The organism is Achromobacter sp. FW305-C-28 (assembly GCF_058783235.1).
The window spans coordinates 1-16511 of record NZ_JBYSYL010000003.1; the positions used below are offsets into that span (position 1 = coordinate 1).

Here is a 16511-nt window from a genome sequence, read left to right on the forward strand (position 1 = left end):
GGTGAAGCGCCGCTCGTGCTTGGGGATCAGGATCGGAGCAAAGGAGCCGTCGCGGTCGCGCGGCAGCTGCACGCGCACCGGGCCATGGTCGGTCAACAGCGTCTTGCCGCTGACTCCGTTGCGCTCGTTGGCCTGGCCTTCGGGCTTGTCCTGGCCCGGGCGATATCCCAGATGCAGGTTCATCTCCGCGGCCATCGTCCGCTCAATTACCGCCTTCTGGAACGACAGGAACAGGTCTTGGACCTCGCTGGGCGTCATCGGTCCTTTGACCAGGTGATCCAGCAACTCGGCCGGGACTTCAGGCAGCGGCCCTCGGGCCGCTGCCTGAGCGGTGGCTGTACGTTTCTTCTTCATCGGCATATCCATGATCTTTAGTCCTCATGATATGCCCCGCCCACAAAATCCCGGATAGGCCCTCACGTACCTGCCGACGGCCCAGCGGTGCACCTACTTGAGCCTGGTGACCGACGCCTACTCGCGCAAGATCGTGGGCTACCACGTGGCCGAGAATCTGCAGACCGAAGGGGTGCGCCGCGCGCTGGAGATGGCGTTGCGCTCGCGGCGTTTGAACCAACCGCTGGTGCACCACTCGGATCGAGGCATCCAGTACTGCTCGACGTACTACCAGCGCCTGCACGCCCGCCATGGCATCCGCTGCTCGATGACCGACGGCTACGACTGCTACCAGAACGCCTTGGCCGAGCGGGTCAATGGCATCCTGAAGGGAGAGTTGTTGCCCCATAGGCCCGCCGACCTGGCCCAAGCCAGGCTCATGGTCAAGCAGTCTATCGAGATCTACAACACCGAGCGCCCACATCTGTCCCTACAATGCAAAACGCCCGATGAGGTTCATCGGGCGTTCAGTCCGTAGCAGCGCTACGGATACCGTCCGGTAGGTGTCAACCTATGGCAGGACGGGTCACCGCAGATAAGCACGTCTTCGCGCCCGTGCGGGGTCCTCGGCGGCAAAAGCCGTCTCGTACCTCTCAATGTGGCAACTTGCTCTGCGTCGGGGGATGACCAAACTTACGTGAAAACGCGCGAGAAAATGCGGCGGCACTACCGAAGCCGACCATTGCGGCCACAACCTTGACGCTTCGCCCGGAGAGCAAGTGCGCGCGCCCTAGTGCCAAGCGCCACCCATTCAAATATGCGCCGGGCGACTGGCCAACGGTCTGTTTGAAGGCTGCGATGAACGGCCCGCGCGACATTTCCGCCAGGGCCATCAAATCAGCAATTTTCCAGTTCCGCGCAGGATCATCGTGCATTGCAATGAGGCTTACGTGCAGCTTGGGATGGGCAAGCCCCGCCAGCAATCCCGCATTGACAGTACCAATGGCTATTGCTTTACGGATCGCCAGAACCACAATGACCTCGCACAATCGCGCCCGGATGGAACCTCCACCGCAACGCGCAACGTTCACCTCGGCCACGATCAGCTTCGACAACTCGAGCAATTGCGGGTCGTCAGCCAATGAGAAACACAACTCATCAGGCAATGCACCGACAAGCGGATTTGCATTGCCACCAAAATCTATTGTCGTAGCAGCGCACACAACGACTCCTTCCGGCAGCGTTGCTTTGGATCGTGCGCGGTAGAGCAGATGGGTGGGCTCACCGGACTCTTCAACATCGACGATGAGGAGATTGGCCTGCTCTATTGATTCGCAATGCGCGGCGCTTAGCGAAAAGGCTTTCAGAAACGCCACCAACCGATCATGCTTTCGGTCTATTTTGGAACTTTCGATCATGATTTTTGAAGATAAATTGATCCTAAATCTTTTATCATGCTATGCCGTGGTGCGCTAGCCCGCTACTCAAACACGACACGCAAGAGGCTGTATGACGCAGAATTCCGCCCGAAAATTCGATGCTGATCGCGCAGGAGAATATGCATCCCAGAGTCGGATCGCACTCGCGGGCTATGACGCCTGCCATGAGCTTTCTGCCTGCATGCTGTCGGCCGCCCTGGGCGATGGAAAGCCCGCACGGGTCTTGGTGGTCGGCGCCGGTGGAACCGCAGGCGAAATCATCGCTGCCGCGCGGTTGGAGCCCACATGGTCTTTTGTTGCTGTCGATCCATCACCGCCAATGTTGGAGCTGGCGCGAGCGCACTTGGACGATGCGGGTATTTCTGATCGCGTGAACACTGTTCTCGGTACTGCCGAAGACATTGATCCAACGCTGTCCTTCGATGCCGCCATCATGATCGGCGTGCTGCATCACCTTGCCGGGAATGAGGCGAAGCAGGAAATTTTGACGCAGATTGCCGCACGCTTGCTACCGGCGGCCCCCGTGGTCATTGCCGGAAATTATCGGCCTTATGCTTCGCAGCCCTTGCTTATGGATGCCTGGGCTGCCCGTTGGCGGATGAACGGCGCGAATCCGGAAGAAGTTCAATCCAGGATGAACAAGATCCTGCGTGGGGCAGAGCCGCCCCAGTCGGAAGAAGCCGTGTTTTCTCTGCTGGAGAAAGCGGGTTTCGTGCAGCCGCTTCGCTTCTTTGCCAGCCTGTTTTGGGGAGCGTGGTTGGCTCGACGCACGTCAACGGCGATATAGCCCGCCAAAGACATGTGGTCGCGATGCCGACTGCAACACCAGTCTCGATAAAGCCTTGCCAACAACCTGAGTAACGGAGCAAAGAAGATCATGAATAGGCAGAAAATTCTCAAGTACGGTTTCATCAGTGCGATTTCTTTCACCAGCGCGCTATTGACGGCGGTCGCACGTGCTGACGCCACGACGGTCGTCCCCTCGATGGTGGGAACATGGACCCTGGTCGCTGCGGATGTGCAGCACCCGGATGGCTCGCGGGCACGCGACTATGGTGCTGCCCCCAAGGGCATGTTGATGATCGACGCACAAGGACATTACTCACTGCAGATTTTCAAGGCGGAACGCCCCAGGTTTGCGTCAGCCGACAAGAGCGCGGCAACACCCGATGAGTACAAAACGGCTGTCATGGGTTCCAGCACGCACTTCGGCACGATCAGCGTCGATCCGGCCACCGCCACACTGACTTTTCGCATCGAAAGCGCATCCTTCCCCAACTGGGAAGGACAGCAACAAAAGCGGACCTATGAGCTTAAAAACGGCGAGCTGAGTTATCGCGTCGTGCCGCGGCCCAATGGTGATGTGCCGATTTCTGTGTGGCGGAAAGTGAACTAAAACTGCGTGCAGGCTGTTTGCGGTACCGCAGCCCAGGGTGCGCGCAAATCAAAAGATATTCCGTGGATAACTGAAGGGGTCTTTCACATCCAGGAAGATCACTGACATGGCTGGCCGAGTTCGGCCCTTAACGGACAATTAACGAGGCGACCCGGATGCCTGACACGCTGCACTCGAAGCCATCCATCGCAGCAGCAGGCGGGCAACCGTAATGCAGCGGCCCACAAAATTACTTTTTCTTCCCGGAGCATCCGGCAGCACCGCGTTCTGGCAACCGCTTGCGAATCTGCTGGAATATCGCGCAGAGAAACAGATCGTTTCTTATCCGGGATTTGGCGCCACACCTGCCGACCCCTGCGTCGACAGCATCGACGATCTGGTTCAACGCATCGTCAAAGATATCGATCAGCCGACGGCTTTGATCGCTCAGTCAATGGGGGGCATTCTTGCAGTGCGTCTCGCACTTGAGCTGCCGAATCTTATTACCCATCTGGTACTGAGTGTGACCTCCGGCGGCTTGGATACGCGAGCGTTGGGGGCTACAGACTGGCGCCCCGAATTCGTGAAGGCGAACGCCAGTCTCCCGTCGTGGTTTCTGTCGTTCGAATCGGATCTGTCGAGCGAGATCGGTCGTGTCTCTCAGCCCGTGCTATTGCTGTGGGGGGATGCCGACCCGTTTAGTCCCGTGGCTGTTGGCAAGAAGCTTTTGGCGCTGTTGCCAAATGCTGAATTGCGGGTCATCAACGGCGGGCATCACGATCTTGCCCACGAGTATGCAGGTGAACTGGCACCCATCGTCAGAGAGCACCTGCTGCGCGCGTACTGCGATTGAGCAACCGGGTGTCCAGGGCCTCTTGCGCCGTCATGTGCGGCGCCGTGCAGCGCTGAAAGTCGTCTTACGTATCAACCCGTGGCAGGACGGGTCATGGATGGGTCTGGAGGACCAAGCTGCCGCTTCAATCCCTCCACACCCATCCCGCTTCAGCGGGCTATCAACCCTGCAGTTCCTTGCGGACAATCTCGGCGCCTTCGCTCAGCGCCAGCAGCTTGCCCTTGGCAATCGCGCGCGACAGCGGCGCCATGCCGCAGTTCGTGCACGGATACAGCTTGTCCGCATCCACGAACTGCAACGCCTTGCGCAGCGTATTGGCCACTTCTTCCGCGGTCTCAACCTTGTCGCTGGCGACGTCGATGGCGCCGACCATGACCTTCTTGCCGCGAACCAGTTCGAGCAGATCGATTGGCACGTGCGAGTTGTGGCATTCCAGCGAGATGATGTCGATGTTGGATTGTTGCAGCTTGGGGAACGATTCCTCGTACTGGCGCCATTCCGAACCCAGGGTCTTCTTCCAGTCGGTGTTGGCCTTGATGCCGTAGCCGTAGCAGATGTGCACGGCGGTTTCGCATTTCAGGCCTTCGATGGCGCGTTCCAGGGTGGCGATGCCCCAGTCATTGACTTCGTCGAAGAAGACGTTGAAGGCCGGCTCGTCGAACTGGATGATGTCGACGCCCGCGGCTTCGAGTTCACGCGCTTCCTGGTTCAGGATCTTGGCGAATTCCCAGGCCAGCTTTTCGCGGCTCTTGTAGTGGCCGTCGTACAGCGTATCGATCATCGTCATGGGGCCAGGCAAGGCCCACTTGATGGGCTGCCTGGTCTGTTGGCGCAGGAACTTGGCGTCTTCGACGAAAACCGGCTTCTGGCGGCTGACGTCGCCCACGACGCTCGGCACGCTGGCGTCGTAGCGATCACGGATGCGGACGGTTTCGCGCTTCTCGAAATCGACGCCGCTGAGGTGTTCGATGAACGTGGTGACGAAGTGCTGGCGGGTTTGCTCGCCGTCGCTGACGATGTCGATGCCGGCGTGCTGTTGTTCTTGCAGCGCCAGGCGCAGGGCGTCTTGCTTGCCCTCGACCAGTTCTTCGTCTTGCAGCTTCCAGGGCGACCAGAGCTTTTCAGGCTGGGCCAGCCAGGACGGCTTGGGCAGGCTGCCGGCGGTGGAAGTGGGCAGAAGTTTTTTCATGATCTGTGGTCTTGTGTGTTTCGAGTGATTAGAGGGCGGCGTTGGCGGCCCAGTTTTCGAGCGTCTTGGCGTACGGCTTGATGAAGTGCTCTTCCGTGAACTTGCCTTGCTTGACGGCCAGCTGGCTGCGTTCTTCGCGGTCGTAGACGATCTGCGTCAACGAGTAATCCTGGTTCTTCAGGCTCGGTTGATAGAGCTTGCCCGCGGCGGAATTGGCGTTGTAGATCTCGGGGCGGTAGATCTTCTGGAACGTTTCCATCGTGCTGATGATGCTGATCAGCTCAAGCGTGGTGTAGTGGCCCAGCAGATCGCCCTGGAAGTAGAAGGCCAGCGGCGCGGCGCTGCCCGGGGGCATGAAGTAGCGGACCTGCAAGCCCATTTTTTCGAAGTACTGGTCGGTCGACGAGAATTCGTTCTGCTGGTATTCAACGCCCAGGATGGGGTGCTGGTTTTCCGTGCGCTGGTAGGTCTTGCTGCTCGAGGCGCTGATACAGATGACGGGCGGCTTGCTGAAGTTTGCCTTGTAGGCGCTGGAATTGACGAAGTGCTTGAACAGCTTGCCGTGCAGTTCGCCGAAGTTGTCGGGCGTGCTGAAGGTGGCTTTGTTGTTGTTGTGCTCGGGCAGCAGCACGCTGAAGTCGTAGTCGCGCACGTACGACGAGAAGTTGTTGCCGACGATGCCTTCGATGCGCTCGTTGTTCTTCTTGTCGACGATGTTGGTCTTCAGGATCTCGATCAGCGGGAAAATGGCATCGCCGCCTTCGGCGCCCATGTTCATTTCAACGGAAATGATCTCGACTTCGACCGAATAGCGATCGCCGGTGGGGTTGTCCCAATGCGCCAGGCTATTGAAGCGTTTGTCGATCATCTTCAGGGTGTTGCGCAGATTTTCCTGGCGACTCGCACCCCGGGCCAGATTGGCGAAGTTGGTCGTGATGCGCGTACTGTCAGACGGCTGATAATTTTCATCAAAATTGATGCTTTTGATGCTGAAGGTGAACGCGTTGCTCATTTTGATTGGGTGTGCCAGTTTTTAAAAAGGTCTGCAGGGCGGTAGCGCTGGTTTGGGCAGTGGAGGCCTTGGCTTTCAGGCCGCGACCGCTTCTTGCGCCATGGCGGCGCGTAGATCGCGCGTCAGTTCGATGAAGGGCAATGCCCGCTGGATGGCCAGCTTGGCCCGTTCGATCAGGGCCGGGTCTTGCAGGCGGTAGTCGACGAAGTCCTTGTCGGTGGCGTAGACGCCCAGCGGCAAGGTGCGCGCCTGGAAGAAGCTGAACAGCGGCCGCAATTGATGGTCGATCATCAGCGCGTGGCGTTCGCTGCCGCCGGTGGCGGCGAGCAGGACGGGCGTGTCGACCAGGGCGTCCTGGTCGATGAAGTCGAAGAAATGCTTGAACAGGCCCGTGTAAGAGCCGCGGTAGACGGGGGTGGTCACGACGAGGATGTCCGCCTGTTCGACGATGCTCAGTTCCCGCTCGACCGTGGCGGGCAGTTGCGACCGCCAGACCGCGCCTGCCAGTTGCGGGGCAAGCTGACCCAGTTCGACCAGGTGCTGTTCGCAGGAAAACTCGTCAGCGATCAGGTCCAGCAGGTGCTCGGCCAGGGCCGCAGACTTGGAGGGGCGTTGCAGTCCGCCGGAAACTGCGACTAGACGGAGGGGGCGTGTCATTTTTGCTTCACTTGAAGGGATCTACGCGGCGCCGCATCTGCTTTTGTGCAGGTGCAGCAACAAGCCGGAAGCGCATGCTAGAGGAGGGGGGTGATGAAGTAAAATGGTTTTATTTCACGAATCCATGAGCGAGAATCATCTGAATGCTTGAGCGCATCCACCTCAGCATCGTCCAGCAGGTCGAAAAACAGGGGTCACTGACAGCCGCCGCGGGCGTGCTGAACCTGACCCAGTCGGCCCTGAGCCACAGCATGAAGAAGCTGGAACAGCAGCTGGGCACCGACGTCTGGCTGCGCGAAGGTCGCAGCCTGCGCCTGACGCAGGCCGGCCAATACCTGCTGGCAGTGGCCAACCGGGTGCTGCCGCAGCTGGACCTGGCCGAAGAGCGCCTGGGCCAGTTCGCGCAGGGCGAGCGCGGCGCGCTGCGCATCGGCATGGAATGCCACCCGTGCTACCAGTGGCTGCTCAAGGTGGTGTCGCCCTATCTGGCGGCCTGGCCGGACGTGGACGTGGACGTCAAGCAGAAGTTCCAGTTTGGCGGAATCGGCGCGCTGTTCGGCTACGAGATCGACCTGCTGGTCACGCCCGACCCGCTGTTCAAGCCCGGCCTGAAGTTCGAGCCGGTGTTCGACTACGAACAGGTGCTGGTCGTGGCCAAGGGCCACCCCCTGGCGGGCGCGGCCTATGTGAAGCCCCCGCAGCTGACCCAGGAAGTGCTGATCAGCTACCCCGTGGACATCGAGCGCCTGGACATCTACAACCAGTTCCTGTTGCCGGCGGGGGTTACGCCCAGGCGCCACAAGGCCATCGAGACCACCGACATCATGGTGCAGATGGTGGCCAGCGGCCGCGGCGTGGCCGCCTTGCCGCGCTGGCTGGTCGAGGAATACGCGGCCAGGATGGACGTGGTGCCCGTGCGGCTGGGCGTGCGCGGCATCGCCAAGCAGATCTACTTGGGCGCGCGCGAGGCAGATGCCACCATCGACTACGTGCGGGCCTTCATCGAGCTGGCTCGCCATCCCGCCGCCGTCCCCGTCGCCGCCATTGCGCCGGAAGCCATTGCCTGAACCCTACCGCTGAACGCAGACCGTCCGCCGAGCCGACTGTCGAGCCCATTTGTCGAGCCCGTTTTCGACCCGTTTTCGACCCGTTTTCGACCCGTTCGGCGGGCCCTTCATTGATTCCTTGATGCATCCCAGTACGCCCAAGTCCCTTCGCCACATCACCGACGGCTATTCGTTGGAAGTCAGCACCAAGGACATTGCCGCGTTGACCGCCGCGGCGCCCCGGATATTGCCCGGATCGACCATTTCCATTCCCTACCTGCCCGGGCAGGACGACGAGGCGCGACTGGCTGCCGCGCGGGCCGTGCGCGGGCTGGGCTTCGAGCCCATGCCGCACCTGTCCGCACGGCGAATCGCGTCGCTTGCCGAGCTGGATGCGTTCGTCACGCGCGCGGTGGCTGAAGCCGGAGTCGAGCGCTGCTTCGTGATCGCAGGCGACCCATCGACCCCGGTCGGGCCGTTTGCCGACAGTGCGACGTTGATCGAAACCGGCGTTTTCGAACGCGCGGGCATCCGGGTCGTTGGCGTGGGCGGGCATCCGGAAGGGCATCCGGTCATGAGCGCGTCCGATCGGTGGGAGGTGCTGGAACGCAAGTGCCAGATGATTGCCCGCCGCGGCATGGCCCCCTTGATCATCACGCAGTTCGGATTTGACGCCGACGTGGCGCTGGCGTGGCTGCAAACGCTGCGCGAGCGGGGCATTGACCACCCCGTGCGGGTGGGGGTGCCGGGGCCCGCGGGTATTGCGGTGCTGGCGCGCTATGCCGCGCTGTGCGGCGTCAGCGCCTGCGCGTCAATGTGGTCCAAGTACGGCATCTCGCTGGGCAAGCTGTTCGGCACGGCGGGGCCGGATGTGTTCGTGGATCGCCTGACCGCCGGGCTGACGGACGCCCATGGACCGGTGAGCCTGCATTTCTTTCCGTTCGGGGGAATTGCGCAGTCGGTGAAATGGATCGACGCGCACAGACTAAGATAGGGCGTATTCGTCATCACCTCAATCAATGAAGCGCTACATGACCAGGACCCATCTCAAGCCCATCAGCATTGCTGCTGACCCGGACAAGCCAACGCTCTCGGCAGGGCAAAAGACGTTCAACCGGCTCATCAAGCAGATTGAAAAACGGCGTTCACGACTGAGCGCCTGGGAAGCCGCAACGCCTGCCTTTCATCAGAAATTCGTGGGCGAGTTCGTTCCTCTCGAGCAAACGACCATCGATTTGCGAACCAGATTGGTGCATCGCCTGGATGAGGCGCACGATCAGAAGGGGCTGACCCAATCCGAGCGAGCCACTATTGCAGACCTGATCATCGACTTGGCGGGTGACCTGGCCGCGCAGACCGACGATCCGGATCTGAAGGCCATTTACAACCGATACACCGAATCCGACTTTGACAGCGAAGCCGCCGCCGAGCTGGATGAGCTGAAACTGGCGCTTGAAGCCGTGCTTGGAGTCGACCTGAGCGACGATGCCGACATGGCTTCGCCTGACGAGATGTTGCAACGCGTACAGGCGCAAATGGAGCAGCGTCAGGCGGAAGAGGTTCGAGAAAATCAAGCGCGGGACGCGCGTCGGGCCAAACGAAAGAAGACGCCCAAGCAACTCGCCGCCGAAGCGCGAGAACAAGCCGCGCAGGCCGAACTGAGCCTGTCGATCCGCGAGGTCTACCGCAAACTGGTCAGCGCCTTGCATCCCGACCGTGAAACCGATGCCCGGGAACGTGAACGCAAGACCGCGCTGATGCAGCGGGCCAACGAGGCATATGGCAAGAATAGCCTGTTGCAATTGCTGGAATTGCAATTGGAACTGGAGCACATCGACCAGCACGCCATCAACAACATCGGCGAAGACCGGTTGAAGCACTACAACACGATTTTGAAGGAACAGGTCGGTGAGCTTGATCAGGAAATCGAGCACGTCGAGAATTCGTTCAGGAACAACTACGGAATTCCGCCGTTTGTCGACGTGTCGCCGGCCACGATCATGCGAAATCTTGTCGCTGACCTTGCCTCGCTACGCAAGAATCTCGACATATATGAGCGCGACTTGCTGGCGTTCGATGACATCAAGCGACTCAAGGGCTGGTTGAAGGTCATGAAACGGTCACTGGCCATGCCGCGTTTCGAGGACATGCCGTTTTAGTGATGCGCTTGGTCGGGCTGGGTAAAAGCCATCCCGTCAGGCGCCGTCAAAGCTGATCGTATTTCGTACTGCGGCCCTTGGCGCGGTCAGTCGGGTATTTCCGCGCGTTGACCTGGATCTTGGCCTGCGCGGCTTGCACGGGATCGATGCCCAGCACGTTGCTCAGTTGGACCAGATAAAGCAGCACGTCGGCGATCTCGCTGCCGACCTCTTCGAGTTTCTCAGCAGAGAGCGACCGGCTTTGCGCTTCGGTCATCCACTGGAAGTGTTCGAGCAATTCGCCCGCTTCCACGATCAGGGCAGACGCCAGGTTCTTGGGGGAATGGAATTGCTCCCAATCGCGATCCTGGGCGAATTCACGTTGTTGTTGGCTAAGGTGTTGCAGCGTATCGGTCATGAATGAATTCTCGGCGGCGTAATACGGTGGGCGAATGGATGGTTTTATCAGAGGCGGCGTAAGCCCGTAAACGAACGCCCCTCACACAGCCTCCCGCAACATCTCAATCAACGCCCGCAACGCACCCGACACATGCCGGTGCCCCGAGTAATACAGACACAGCCCCGGATACGCCGGGCACCAATCTTCCAACACCCGTTCCAGCCTGCCGTCCTCCAGCGCCTGCACCGCAAGATGGTCCGGCACGAAGGCAATGCCGATGCCATCCACCGCCGCATCCACCATCAGCGGCTGGTCCGTCAGCGTCAGCGGCCCGTTCACGTTGATGCTTTCTTGCACCCCATGCCGCGCGAACTCCCACCGGTACAGGCCCCCGCTGTCAAAGCGAAACCGGATGCAGTCATGCTGATGCAGATCCTGCGGCACCGTGGGCCGGCCTCGCGCGGCGAGGTACGCCGGGGAGGCCACGGCCGCGAAGCGCACCGGGCCGCCGACTCGCACCGAGATCATGTCCTGCGGCACGGCCTCGGCCAGCCGGATGCCTGCGTCGAAGCCTTCGCCCACCACGTCGCTCAGCCTGCCGTCGCACACGATATCCAGATGCACCTGCGGATACGTGCGCAGAAAACGCGCCAGTAGCGGCCTGAGAACCAACCGCACCGCGCCTTCGCTGGCGTTGATGCGCACCGTGCCGCTGGGCGTTTCGCGCAGGTCGTCGATTTCCTGCAGGGCGTGGCTGAGCGATGACAGGGTCGGGCGCAGCCGGGCCGCCAGCCGCTCGCCGGCATCGGTCAACGACATGCTGCGCGTGGTGCGGTTGAGCAGCCGTACGCCCAGGCGTTGCTCGAGGGTCTTGATGGAATGGCTGACCGCAGATGCCGTGATGTCGACTTCCTTGGCCGCCGCACGAAAGTTGCGGTGGGCGGCGACGGCCAGGAAGACGTTCAGGGCCAGCAGGTCGCAGCCTTTGAATTGGTGAATGGGATTCATCGAGTCGCCAAGCATTGATGTGATTGTTTTGATAGTAGCGGCTTCCTACACTGGCTGGCAGGAATTCACACCAGCACGCAAGGAATGCAGACCATGTCGCAAAAGATCTTGATTACAGGCGCCAGCTCGGGTTTTGGCCGGGGCGCGGCGATTGAATTGGCGCGTCAGGGCCACCAGGTCGTGGCCACCGCCGAAACCTGGCCGCAAGTGCGCAGCCTGCGGGCAGATGCCGCCGAGGCGGGCGTGGCCATGGAGGTCATCAAGCTCAACCTGCTGGACAGCATCGACATCGCGCACGCCGGCCGCTTTGATCCCGACGTGCTGGTGCTGAACGCGGGGGTGATGGAAGGGGGCTCGATCGCGGATATCCCGATGCAGCGGGTCCGAGAATCGTTCGACATCAACGTGTTCGGGCATTTGCAGCTGGTGCAGGCCATCGTGCCCAGGATGGTGGCGCGCCGGTCGGGCAAGGTGGTGTGGACGTCGTCGATGGGCGGCATTCTGGTGGTGCCGTTTCTGGGCATCTACTGCGCGACGAAGCACGCGATCGAAGCGATTGCCGGATCGATGAAGGCCGAGTTGGAACCCCATGGCGTGAAGGTCGCCACCGTGAACCCCGGCGTCTTTGGCACGGGTTTCAACGACACGGGCGCTGAGAGCTTCGTGCAGTGGTACGACGCCGACAAGGCGGTGGTGCCGATGCCGGACTTCAGCGCAAGCCTGCTGCACCAGGCCGATCCGCAGGAAATGATCGACGCGATGGTCGAGATCATTCCCGCCGAGAAACACCTGTACCGTACGATGCGGCCGCTTGCGACGATCGATGTGGCCAAGCAGTGGCAGGCGACGGAGTGGTCGCAGAATGCATGACATCGCGATCGATCACGCGCATCGCCTGGTGGCCCGGGGCCGCCAGGCCGCCGAGCAGGCCGGGGTGAGGGCGGTGTTTGCGGTGCTGGACCGCGGCGCGAACCTGGTCACGTTTACGCGCATGGATGATGCGTGGCTGGCGTCGAACGAACTGGCGCTGGCCAAGGCGCGGGCGTCGGTGATGTTCCGAATGCCCAGCGAGGCGCTGAATGCGCCGTTGCAGGTGGGCGTGCCGGCGCCGCACTTTGATCATGTGCATGCAGGGGGCCTGTTGCTGATGGGCGGCGGGATACCGCTGTTTGACGAGCAAGGGGCGTTGCTGGGGGCGCTGGGGGTGTCCGGCGGGACGCCGGAACAGGATGCGGCGATTGCGCGGGCGGCGTCCAGCCCGGACCATGGGTAATACGGCAAAGTAGGATGCTGTAGCATCGAGTGTTACTTCTAAATTCTTAGTCGTCATACTTTCGATGCCACAACGTGAATGCATCGCCTGCGGCAGGTACTGCCCGGCAGGCAATAGGGTGGGGGCCTGATGGCGGTGGAACTGTCCCGCTTGCAGAGCCCGGCCGCCGTTCAACGCGCACTGGACGAGTTCGCACAACTTGGCCGAACGGCCTTTCTGTCGCGCTACGGGTACGCGAAGTCGCGCAGCTTTCTGGTGCGCAACGCCAAGACCGGGCAGTTGTGCGATTCCAAGGCCATCGTCGGCGTGGCGTTTGGCTATCAGTTTCCCGGCGAGGGGCCGCTGAAACCCACGGACTTTTCCGGGGGCGAGGCGACCGTCGTGCCCCGGCTGCAACAGCTGGGTTTTGAAGTCGTGACCATCGGCGAGGATTGGACCGCGGACGAGGTGCAGGCCACCGTCGCGTCGTACTTCGAGATGCTTCGGCTGGAAGCCGCGCAACAGGGCTATGTGAAGTCGGAATTCAATGCGCAGCTGCGTCCGCGATTGCGCAACCGCAGCAAAGCGTCGGTGGAACTGAAGTACCAGAACATCAGCGCGATCTTGAACGGTCTGGAATTGCCCTTCATTCGCGGCTACAAGCCCCGAGGCAACGCGCAATTGCTGCTGCGCCAGGGAGTTCAGCAGTTCATCCAAGCGCAGCCGGGCCTGGTTTCACAGGTCGTTGATGCGCTGGAGGAAGTCAAGACGCCGGGCGAACGGACATTTCACGCGTCCTTGGTGGACCCGCCGGCGCTTGAAACGGTGGCGCAGCTGGAAAAGGGCGTATCCAAACTCAGGTTGCCGCGCAAAACCAACTGGGCGCAGCGCGACGAAGCGAACCGAAAATTAGGGCGTGCCGGCGAACACTGGGTGATCGGCTTCGAGCAGCGCCGTCTTTTCGAAGCTGGGTATCCGGAACTCTTCGAACGGCTGGACTGGGTATCGGATCGGCTGGGGGATGGCATCGGTTACGACATCCTGTCGCATGAAACACCAAGCCAGCATCGCTACATCGAGGTCAAGACCACGAATGGCGCCCATGCGTCGTCATTCATCATCAGCCGCAACGAACTGGAATTCTCCGAGGAAGCGCAAGAGGCATTTCATCTGTACCGTGTATTCCAGTTCAGCGAGGCGCCCAAGCTTTATATCCTGAAGGGCAGGCTGAAGGATCAGCTGCACCTGGAGCCGATTGATTATCGGGCGTCATTTCGGCGCGTGACCGGGTAGTATGCGGCCAAGGCGTGTCTGGTGGCCGACGTCGCGCCGCGTGCGCCGTATCCTCGCGCATCCATCACCCGACTTCCCATAGGACGCTCCATGCAAGTCAAGCGCATCATCGCCAATATCCCCGCCGCCGCCCCCGCCGTGGTGGACCGGTTCTACCGGGAAATCCTGGGTTTGGACCTGGCCATGGACCACGGCTGGATCCGCACCTATGCGGGGTCGGCCAAGATGACGGTGCAGGTCAGTGTCGGCAGCCAGGGCGGCTCGGATACGCCACTGCCGGCGCTGTCGATCGAGGTGGATGACCTGGCCGAGGCGCTGCGCCGGGTCGAGGCGGCCGGTGTTGCCGTGGAGTATGGCCCGGTCAGCGAACCCTGGGGCGTGCGCCGGTTCTACGTCAGGGACCCGGTGGGGACGTTGGTCAATATCTTGCAGCATGAATAGCACGCGCTGCGATCAATGCGTTGACGCCACGGCCTCCAACTGCACCGCCGGCAACAGCGCAAATGCGAATTTCATCTCTCGCGCTTCTTCCCCCGGGCTGCGGCCGAACTGCCGCTTGAATTCCCGGTTGAACTGCGATGCGCTTTCGTAGCCGACGCGCGCGGAGGCGGCTGCGGCGGTGAGGTTGTCGCGGATCATCAGCAGGCGGGCCTGATGCAGCCGGACGGACTTGATGTATTGAATCGGGGACGTGCGGGCGATGGCCTTGAAGTGCGCGTGGAAGGCGGGCACGCTCAGGCCGGCTTCGCGGGCCAGCGAACCGACGTCCAGGGGGCGCGCGTAGTCGTTGTGGATGCTCTGCAAGACGCGCGAGATGCGGCCGAAGTTGCCCTGGCTGGCCAGGGCGGCGCGGATGGCGCCGCCTTGTTCGCCTTGCAGTACCCGAAAGCACAGTTCGCGCACGATGCCGGGCGCCAGCACCCGGGCTTCGATGGGCGAGGCCAGGGCGCGCAAGAGGCGCAGCGTGGTGTCGGCCAAGGCGTCGTCCAGCGGGGTGGAAACAATGCCCTCGGGCGCATGGCCACGCTGACCCGGATCGGTAGCCAGCCCGGGTTTTTCCAGGGCCGCGTCCTGCATGGCCGGGTCATCCACTTCAATCGCCAGGTCTGCCACCGTCGTCATGTCCAGGCGTACGGACACCGCCAGCAGCGGTTCGTCCGCCGTGGCGTCGGTTTCCGTTGAAAACGGCAGGGGTACGGACAGCACCAGGTAATGCTGCGCGTCATAGCGGTAGACCTTGTCGGCCAGATAGCCCCGCTTGGAACCCTGGCAGACGATGACGATGCTGGGTTCGTACAGCACCGGCGTGCGGCCCAGCGGCCGGTTGGCGCGCATGAAGCGCACGCCGTCCAGGCGCGACCGGGTGTAGCCCTCTTGGGGGGCCAACTGGGCGAGCAGGGCGGTCATTTGGTGCTGGGCGGCGGTTGCAGTAGCCATGGGGTGAATCTTCGGCTAAGAGGCTTAGGCATGATTTTGCCCGGTATCGGGCAAGAGTGGCGGATAAGGTTTAGGAATAGGCAATCATCCGATAGCTGTGTGCCTATTCGGCCCAGGCTGGCGCGCCTAGCATCTGTTCCTGCAATCCCTCACTTCAGGAGCACGGAACAATGCAAAATCATCGAGGCAATAACGTGTGGTTCATCACCGGCGCCGCTCGCGGCATCGGGTTGTCGCTGGCTCGCCAGTTGCTGGCGCGCGGCGACAAGGTCGCGGCGACGTCGCGCACGCTGGACAGCCTGCACAAGGCGTTGGGCAACGACACCGCGAATCTGCTCGCACTGCAGGTCGACTTGGTATCCGAAGCCAGTGTCCAGGCCGCCATCGAACAGACCATGGCCACGTTTGGCCGCATCGACGTGGTGGTCAACAACGCGGGCTATGGCCAGCAGGGGACGCTGGAAGCGCTGACGGACGAAGAAGTGCGCCGCAATTTCGAGGTCAACGTGTTCGCGCCGCTGCACGTGCTGCGTCACAGCCTGCCGCATCTGCGCCAGCAGCGCAGCGGGCATATCTTCAACGTGGCCTCCATCGCCGGCTTCATGGGCGGCTATGCGGGTTGGGGCAGCTACGTGGCGACCAAGTTCGCGCTGGCGGGGCTGACCGAGACGTTGGCGGCCGAGGCTGCCGAACTGGGCATCAAGGCCACGGTGGTGTATCCGGGGCCGGTGCGCACCGAGTTCCTGGCCAACAACAGCCTGGTGATCGCCCAGCGTTCGATTGCGGATTACACCGCGGCGCAAGCCTCGCTGGATCTGCATCAGGGTTTGGACGGCAAGCAGGACGGGGACCCGGAAAAGGTGGCGTTGCTGATCCAGCAGGCCGCGTCGGTGGCCGAACCGCCGGTGCATCTGTTCGTGGGCAAGGTCGCCAATGGCTTTGCCGACGAGAAGCAGGCCGCCGCGCGCCGGGATATCGATGCCTGGCGAGGCGCGTCGGAGGCGACGGATTTCGCTGACTGACGCCTGGCGCCCGATGACCGGCCTGTGCGAGGCGCCTTCTGGTGCGAACCGGCCCTG

The 16511-nt window shown here is 61.7% G+C and carries 19 protein-coding genes and 1 pseudogene; 12 read left to right on the forward strand and 8 right to left on the reverse strand.

What is annotated here, in order from left to right; all coding sequences use genetic code 11:
- Positions 1 to 354 (reverse strand): transposase (locus tag AC3WMR_RS08820; protein ID WP_492281566.1); only part of this gene is annotated, 354 nt, incomplete at its 3' end.
- Positions 355 to 415: 61 nt separating this feature from the next.
- Between AC3WMR_RS08820 and AC3WMR_RS08825 the strand changes: the two are divergent.
- Positions 416 to 871: pseudogene (locus tag AC3WMR_RS08825) on the forward strand (IS3 family transposase); the annotation flags it as partial.
- A 115-nt stretch (positions 872 to 986) separates the two neighbouring features.
- Here AC3WMR_RS08825 and AC3WMR_RS08830 read toward each other — a convergent pair.
- Positions 987 to 1751 (reverse strand): AraC family transcriptional regulator, encoded by a 765-nt coding sequence (locus AC3WMR_RS08830; RefSeq protein WP_492266390.1) that lies wholly within the window; start codon positions 1749 to 1751, stop codon positions 987 to 989.
- Between the two features lie 91 nt (positions 1752 to 1842).
- Here AC3WMR_RS08830 and AC3WMR_RS08835 point away from each other — a divergent pair, with 91 nt between their 5' ends.
- From AC3WMR_RS08835 to AC3WMR_RS08845, 3 genes are all read left to right on the forward strand, one after another.
- A complete protein-coding gene (locus tag AC3WMR_RS08835; protein WP_492266391.1) occupies positions 1843 to 2559 on the forward strand; it encodes a class I SAM-dependent methyltransferase in 717 nt (238 codons plus the stop codon).
- Positions 2560 to 2649: 90 nt separating this feature from the next.
- Complete coding sequence (locus tag AC3WMR_RS08840; protein ID WP_492266392.1) at positions 2650 to 3168, forward strand: lipocalin-like domain-containing protein; 519 nt, start codon at positions 2650 to 2652, stop codon at positions 3166 to 3168.
- A 211-nt stretch (positions 3169 to 3379) separates the two neighbouring features.
- Positions 3380 to 4000 carry an alpha/beta fold hydrolase gene (locus AC3WMR_RS08845; protein WP_492266393.1) on the forward strand — a complete coding sequence of 207 codons (621 nt, stop codon included), beginning with the start codon at positions 3380 to 3382 and terminating at the stop codon, positions 3998 to 4000.
- A gap of 160 nt (positions 4001 to 4160) precedes the next feature.
- On the opposite strand, the gene AC3WMR_RS08850 is transcribed toward AC3WMR_RS08845, so the two are convergent.
- From AC3WMR_RS08850 to msuE, 3 genes are all read right to left on the reverse strand, one after another.
- On the reverse strand, positions 4161 to 5189 hold the full coding sequence (locus AC3WMR_RS08850) for a methionine synthase (protein ID WP_492266394.1): 1029 nt from the start codon (positions 5187 to 5189) through the stop codon (positions 4161 to 4163).
- 28 nt (positions 5190 to 5217) lie between these two features.
- Positions 5218 to 6201: a DUF1852 domain-containing protein gene (locus AC3WMR_RS08855; protein WP_492266395.1), complete on the reverse strand. Its 984-nt coding sequence runs from the start codon at positions 6199 to 6201 to the stop codon at positions 5218 to 5220.
- A 75-nt stretch (positions 6202 to 6276) separates the two neighbouring features.
- Positions 6277 to 6858: an FMN reductase gene (gene msuE / locus AC3WMR_RS08860; protein WP_492266396.1), complete on the reverse strand. Its 582-nt coding sequence runs from the start codon at positions 6856 to 6858 to the stop codon at positions 6277 to 6279.
- A gap of 143 nt (positions 6859 to 7001) precedes the next feature.
- Between msuE and AC3WMR_RS08865 the strand changes: the two genes are divergently transcribed.
- The 3 genes from AC3WMR_RS08865 (at position 7002) to AC3WMR_RS08875 (ending at position 10063) form a co-directional block, all read left to right on the forward strand.
- A complete protein-coding gene (locus AC3WMR_RS08865; protein ID WP_492266397.1) occupies positions 7002 to 7925 on the forward strand; it encodes a LysR family transcriptional regulator in 924 nt (307 codons plus the stop codon).
- A gap of 121 nt (positions 7926 to 8046) precedes the next feature.
- Positions 8047 to 8898, forward strand: a complete 852-nt coding sequence (locus AC3WMR_RS08870) for a methylenetetrahydrofolate reductase (protein WP_492266398.1) — start codon at positions 8047 to 8049, stop codon at positions 8896 to 8898.
- 37 nt (positions 8899 to 8935) lie between these two features.
- On the forward strand, positions 8936 to 10063 hold the full coding sequence (locus AC3WMR_RS08875; protein ID WP_492266399.1) for a molecular chaperone DnaJ: 1128 nt from the start codon (positions 8936 to 8938) through the stop codon (positions 10061 to 10063).
- 46 nt (positions 10064 to 10109) lie between these two features.
- On the opposite strand, the gene AC3WMR_RS08880 is transcribed toward AC3WMR_RS08875, so the two are convergent.
- Positions 10110 to 10460, reverse strand: a complete 351-nt coding sequence (locus AC3WMR_RS08880; protein WP_492266400.1) for a nucleotide pyrophosphohydrolase — start codon at positions 10458 to 10460, stop codon at positions 10110 to 10112.
- A gap of 81 nt (positions 10461 to 10541) precedes the next feature.
- Entirely contained in the window at positions 10542 to 11450 is a 909-nt protein-coding gene (locus tag AC3WMR_RS08885; RefSeq protein WP_233175453.1) for a LysR family transcriptional regulator, read from the reverse strand.
- 93 nt (positions 11451 to 11543) lie between these two features.
- On the opposite strand from AC3WMR_RS08885, the gene AC3WMR_RS08890 reads away from it, so the two are divergent.
- The 4 genes from AC3WMR_RS08890 to AC3WMR_RS08905 all read left to right on the forward strand — a co-directional run bounded on the left by AC3WMR_RS08890 (position 11544) and on the right by AC3WMR_RS08905 (position 14436).
- Positions 11544 to 12320: an SDR family oxidoreductase gene (locus AC3WMR_RS08890; protein ID WP_199166006.1), complete on the forward strand. Its 777-nt coding sequence runs from the start codon at positions 11544 to 11546 to the stop codon at positions 12318 to 12320.
- Positions 12313 to 12723: a GlcG/HbpS family heme-binding protein gene (locus tag AC3WMR_RS08895; RefSeq protein ID WP_492266401.1), complete on the forward strand. Its 411-nt coding sequence runs from the start codon at positions 12313 to 12315 to the stop codon at positions 12721 to 12723. The genes AC3WMR_RS08890 and AC3WMR_RS08895 overlap by 8 nt, the downstream gene beginning before the upstream one ends.
- A gap of 129 nt (positions 12724 to 12852) precedes the next feature.
- The gene (locus tag AC3WMR_RS08900) at positions 12853 to 13995 is read left to right on the forward strand and encodes a protein NO VEIN domain-containing protein (protein ID WP_492266402.1); all 1143 of its coding nucleotides are present in this window, start codon (positions 12853 to 12855) and stop codon (positions 13993 to 13995) included.
- A 90-nt stretch (positions 13996 to 14085) separates the two neighbouring features.
- The gene (locus AC3WMR_RS08905) at positions 14086 to 14436 is read left to right on the forward strand and encodes a VOC family protein (protein WP_492266403.1); all 351 of its coding nucleotides are present in this window, start codon (positions 14086 to 14088) and stop codon (positions 14434 to 14436) included.
- A gap of 12 nt (positions 14437 to 14448) precedes the next feature.
- Here the strand turns inward: AC3WMR_RS08905 and AC3WMR_RS08910 are convergent, their stop codons facing one another.
- Positions 14449 to 15432, reverse strand: coding sequence for an AraC family transcriptional regulator (locus AC3WMR_RS08910; RefSeq protein WP_492266404.1), 984 nt, complete (start codon positions 15430 to 15432; stop codon positions 14449 to 14451).
- Between the two features lie 170 nt (positions 15433 to 15602).
- On the opposite strand from AC3WMR_RS08910, the gene AC3WMR_RS08915 reads away from it, so the two are divergent.
- Complete coding sequence (locus tag AC3WMR_RS08915) at positions 15603 to 16454, forward strand: SDR family oxidoreductase (protein ID WP_492266405.1); 852 nt, start codon at positions 15603 to 15605, stop codon at positions 16452 to 16454.
- The last annotated feature ends 57 nt before the right edge of the window (positions 16455 to 16511 follow it).